The sequence below is a fragment of the Mesorhizobium sp. M7A.F.Ca.CA.004.06.1.1 genome (assembly GCF_003999135.1).
GTDB lineage: Bacteria > Pseudomonadota > Alphaproteobacteria > Rhizobiales > Rhizobiaceae > Mesorhizobium.
In genome coordinates, this window is record NZ_RZPQ01000561.1 from 1 (window position 1) to 3,947 (window position 3,947).

At 62.4% G+C, this 3,947-nt stretch carries 4 protein-coding genes and 1 tRNA gene; 4 read left to right on the forward strand and 1 reads right to left on the reverse strand.

What is annotated here, in order from left to right:
• Positions 1 to 466: 466 nt before the first annotated feature.
• Positions 467 to 1,150 carry a phosphoglycolate phosphatase gene (locus tag EN906_RS25715; protein WP_127271163.1) on the forward strand — a complete coding sequence of 228 codons (684 nt, stop codon included), beginning with the start codon at positions 467 to 469 and terminating at the stop codon, positions 1,148 to 1,150.
• A gap of 138 nt (positions 1,151 to 1,288) precedes the next feature.
• Positions 1,289 to 1,363: transfer RNA gene (locus tag EN906_RS25720), tRNA-Val, on the forward strand.
• 52 nt (positions 1,364 to 1,415) lie between these two features.
• On the opposite strand, the gene EN906_RS25725 is transcribed toward EN906_RS25720, so the two are convergent.
• On the reverse strand, positions 1,416 to 1,769 hold the full coding sequence (locus tag EN906_RS25725) for a hypothetical protein (protein ID WP_127269439.1): 354 nt from the start codon (positions 1,767 to 1,769) through the stop codon (positions 1,416 to 1,418).
• 672 nt (positions 1,770 to 2,441) lie between these two features.
• Here EN906_RS25725 and EN906_RS25735 point away from each other — a divergent pair.
• Together EN906_RS25735 and EN906_RS25740 are read left to right on the forward strand one after the other, a co-directional pair.
• Positions 2,442 to 2,699 carry a PepSY domain-containing protein gene (locus EN906_RS25735; RefSeq protein ID WP_127269438.1) on the forward strand — a complete coding sequence of 86 codons (258 nt, stop codon included), beginning with the start codon at positions 2,442 to 2,444 and terminating at the stop codon, positions 2,697 to 2,699.
• A 534-nt stretch (positions 2,700 to 3,233) separates the two neighbouring features.
• A complete protein-coding gene (locus EN906_RS25740; protein ID WP_164749075.1) occupies positions 3,234 to 3,719 on the forward strand; it encodes a hypothetical protein in 486 nt (161 codons plus the stop codon).
• The last annotated feature ends 228 nt before the right edge of the window (positions 3,720 to 3,947 follow it).

The window sequence follows — 3,947 nt, forward strand, 5'->3', positions numbered from 1 at the left end:
GAGACAGACCCGCCGCTGTGGCGGGTTTTTCATTTCTGGAAGCTCGCCGCGAAATGTCCGGTCCGATGGGGCCTGCTTGCCCGGCGCGCTCGCCCAGGACAATCGCTTCAGGTTTTGGAATTCGCCCCGTCACCCTTTTCCTGACGCTGGCGCCGCCCCTCACCTGCCTGCCGGCATCCTCTCCCCGTATAGTGAGGGGCGCTCTCATCGGTGGTTTCGCCAATCACCAGCGTTGCAAGAAGGGCGCCGTCATTGCGGCCAGCCACTTCTCCCCGTCACTATACGGGGAGAAGTGCCCGGCAGGGCGATGAGGGGCAGCGCCGGCTTCCACAATTGGTGGTCCCGCCACACGTTGAAACTGTCACCGGTCTGAAGCGATTGCCAAGCCGGCTTGCCCCCAGTCAGCTTGCCTTGACGCGCCGCAGCCGCTATCGCCTGCCCATTGCACACCTGCCCAGGACAGACCATGACCCGACCAATCATCGTGTTCGACCTCGACGGTACGCTGATCGACACAGCGCCGGACCTGCTCGACAGCCTGAACCACAGCCTTGCCGCCAGCGAGATCGCCGCGGTCGACGAAGCCGGCTTCAGGCGTTTTGTCGGTCACGGCGGCCGGGTGATGATCGAGCGGGCGCACGCCGCCCATCAGCGATCGCTTGCCGTCGAGGAGCACGACCGGCTGCTGAAACTTTTCCTCGACCACTACACGCTCAACATCCCCGGCAAGTCGCGCCCCTACCCCGGTGTCGTCGAGGCGATCGCGCGCTTCGAGGAGGCCGGCTATGTCCTCGCCATCTGCACCAACAAATACGAAGCCAACTCGCTGGCGCTGATCGAGGCACTCGGCCTGACCAAACATTTCGCGGCCATCGCCGGCCAGGACACGTTCGCCTTCCGCAAGCCCGACCCGCGCCATCTGATCGAGACCATCAAGCTGGCCGGCGGCGACCCGCACCGCGCGCTGATGGTCGGCGATTCGCAAACCGACATCGACACGGCAAAAGCCGCCGGCATTCCCGTGGTGGCGGTCGATTTCGGCTACACCGACCGCCATGTCCGCGAATTCGAACCCTCGGCTGTCATTTCGCATTTCGACGCGCTGACGCTCGATCTGGCGCAGAAGCTGATTGCCGCTGCGGGAAACTGACGGAATGTAGCCGGCGTTGGTCGGAGACAGGGCGCAAAGCACAGCAAAACCGATCCCTGTCAGAACGCCGGACAGCGCCTTGACTTACCGCACCCGCCTCCCTTATATCGCGGCTCGCTTGGCCTTTGGGCAACGAGCGGGCGATTAGCTCAGCGGGAGAGCACACCCTTCACACGGGTGGGGTCGCAGGTTCAATCCCTGCATCGCCCACCAAAATCCTTACGGCAGCCGGCGATGTCTGGTTGTGGAGATGCACCAGCCGCGATCAGCGCTTCATCGAGTGCAGGATGGCCTGCATGTGCTCTTCCAGGTCGAGTTCACCCCGAGCCTCGGCGGTCAACAGGTAATCGGCCTTGGCCCGGCGGTCGCCTCGGCTGATCGCCGGATAGGAGCAGATGGCCAGCAAGGCTTCCTGTTCAATCCGGTCTGCCGTCCTGCGTTCGTGGCTGCTGCTGCCCGCTCGATGAACAACCCTGTGAAGCCCGGCATAGCTGGCTTCATGGGCTCCGATCAGCGACCGCAATTCGGGTGAGGCCCCTTCCGCTTCGGCAAATTTCGGTTCAATGGCCGAGGCCACGGCGGTGAACGCAAGAAGTGTACGGCGGGTGACTTCGGGCATGCCTCGTATCCCTGCTCTCTGATCATGCAGGCACACCATAGCACCGGCGCAACGGTTCGAAGAGATGCTCCGGGACGCGACCGCACTGTCTGCTGACAAAATGTATTCGCTTCATAGCCCGCCCTCCCAGCGGCAAGTGTGGCCTTAAGTCGCAATGATTGGCTTGCTAAAGCAGGGTTTCGGGCTTCATTGACACCGCGACCAACACCATATGGTGATCCACAGCCCTCCAAAACGAGAGAAGCTCGCTTTGACACGGTCGCATTGCGGTCGTCAGCCGGCAATGGCTATGAACCAGGAACCTGAAAAACCATGCCAGAAAATATCAGACCGATTTCGAAAGACGTCCCCCTCATTCAGCTAGGCGTCTATCAGTGCCGCTTCCCGGTGAGCGAAGACCGGTCAGTGCCCGGCGGTTATCGTTTCTGTGCTGGGCCAACTTCGGCGGATCGCGTCTATTGCGATCACCACCACAGCATCGTGACTGCCGTCGACCCTCGCCGAACCCGTTCAGGTCTCCACCCCGCTCAACGACGCGCCGCGTAAGTCAAGCGGGCGGCGGCCCCTCATTCGGGCAGCTGCAAACCGGTGGACTGAATCGGCACGCATTCCGGCTGCGGAACAAACCGGCACGCCAGCGAGTTTCTGTCCGACGAAACTTGAGGGAAAGCCATGTCCAGATTGCTTCTGGCGACCAGCGTCGCCGTTCTTCTCGCCGGCGGGGCAGCCTTGGCCGCGGACGACAAGCCGCTGCCGCCGCCCAATGCCAAGAAGCTGTCGGAGATCATCGCCAAGGTCGAGCAGCGCGACGGCTTTCGCTATGTGGACGAGGTCGACTGGGACAGCGGCGCCTACACCGTCACCTATTACACGGCGGACAAGGCGAAGGTTGAAATCACCTACGATCCTGTGACGGCGGAGCCGAAATAGGGGAACGTTCCGACGCGAATCCACTGGCCTTTCTTGGCTGTGTCATCGGCCTTTCCGCTAGCGCCGCCCCTCACCTGCCTGCCGGCATCCTCTCCCCGTATAGTGACGGGGAGAGGGACGCTGGCATCGATGGTTTCGCCAATCACCATCCTTTGCAAGGCAAGGATGGCGCCGGCGTTGCGGCCAGCCCCCTTCTCCCCGTCACTATACGGGGAGTCGAGGCGTGGTCCGCGCAGCGGACGAAAAGCCAACTGCTTGGCTTTTCGAACAACGAACGCCCGGCAGGGCGATGAGGGGCGGCGCCGATCTCGGTGATTGATGGTTTCCGCCACAAGTCGGACTTGGCCGAAGCGATTGCCCTTGCCAACCGTCGCCTCCCCTTGCGTCTGTCCCGCTTTGATGGCTGACTGTCGCGCCAGAGCAGTTCACCGTTTCATGGAACGGTGAACTACTCTAACTCTTTGTTTTGACGCAATTCCGGACGGAAAACCGTTCACACTTTTCCTGGAATTGCTCCAGGCGCCGCATTGGGGGATGGGGATGGCGACGGCGAAGCACGTAATGAAGCGCATATTGATGATGTTGGCCGGCTACTTCGTATCGGTGCTGGTCGGCCTGATCGCCATCGCGGTGATCTATGGCGTGCTCAGTTCCTTGCCCAACGCGCCCAGCTATTTCGACGTCATGGGCGTTTCGCCGATCGCGGTGCTGCTGGTGCCGCCGCTCGGCATGTTCGTCTATTTCCTGACCATCGTGGTGACCGCGCTGCAGACGCTGATCTTCGCGCTGATCGCCGAGTTCTTCTCGCTGCGCAATGTCCTGCTGCATATGGTTTTCGGCGCCGGCGCCGCGGTCGGCGGCTTCGCCTTGATCTGGCCGAGCGCGCCGGAGGATATGGACCCGGAGCGTTGGGTCGACATCGGCATCATCGCCGCTGCCGGCCTTGTCGCCGGGTTGCTCTATTGGCTGATCGCCGGGCGCGACGCCGGCTTCCGGCGGCCACTGTTCGAGCGCTACTAGCTTGCAGACTCACAATCGCGGAGCCACGCCGATCGGCTCATGCGGAGCCTTGAAACAGATTCCGCCGCAATATGAAGGCAGTAGAAACGACCTCAAAATCGGTCGCTTCTTGCTGCGCCCGAGAGCAGGCATGGCTCGTCATCGTCATGGCGCTGCTGTTCCGAGCGCAGCGGCCAGTACGTCGGCGAGGCCGCGTCCGGCGCTGCCGTCCTCATCAAGGCGCGGATT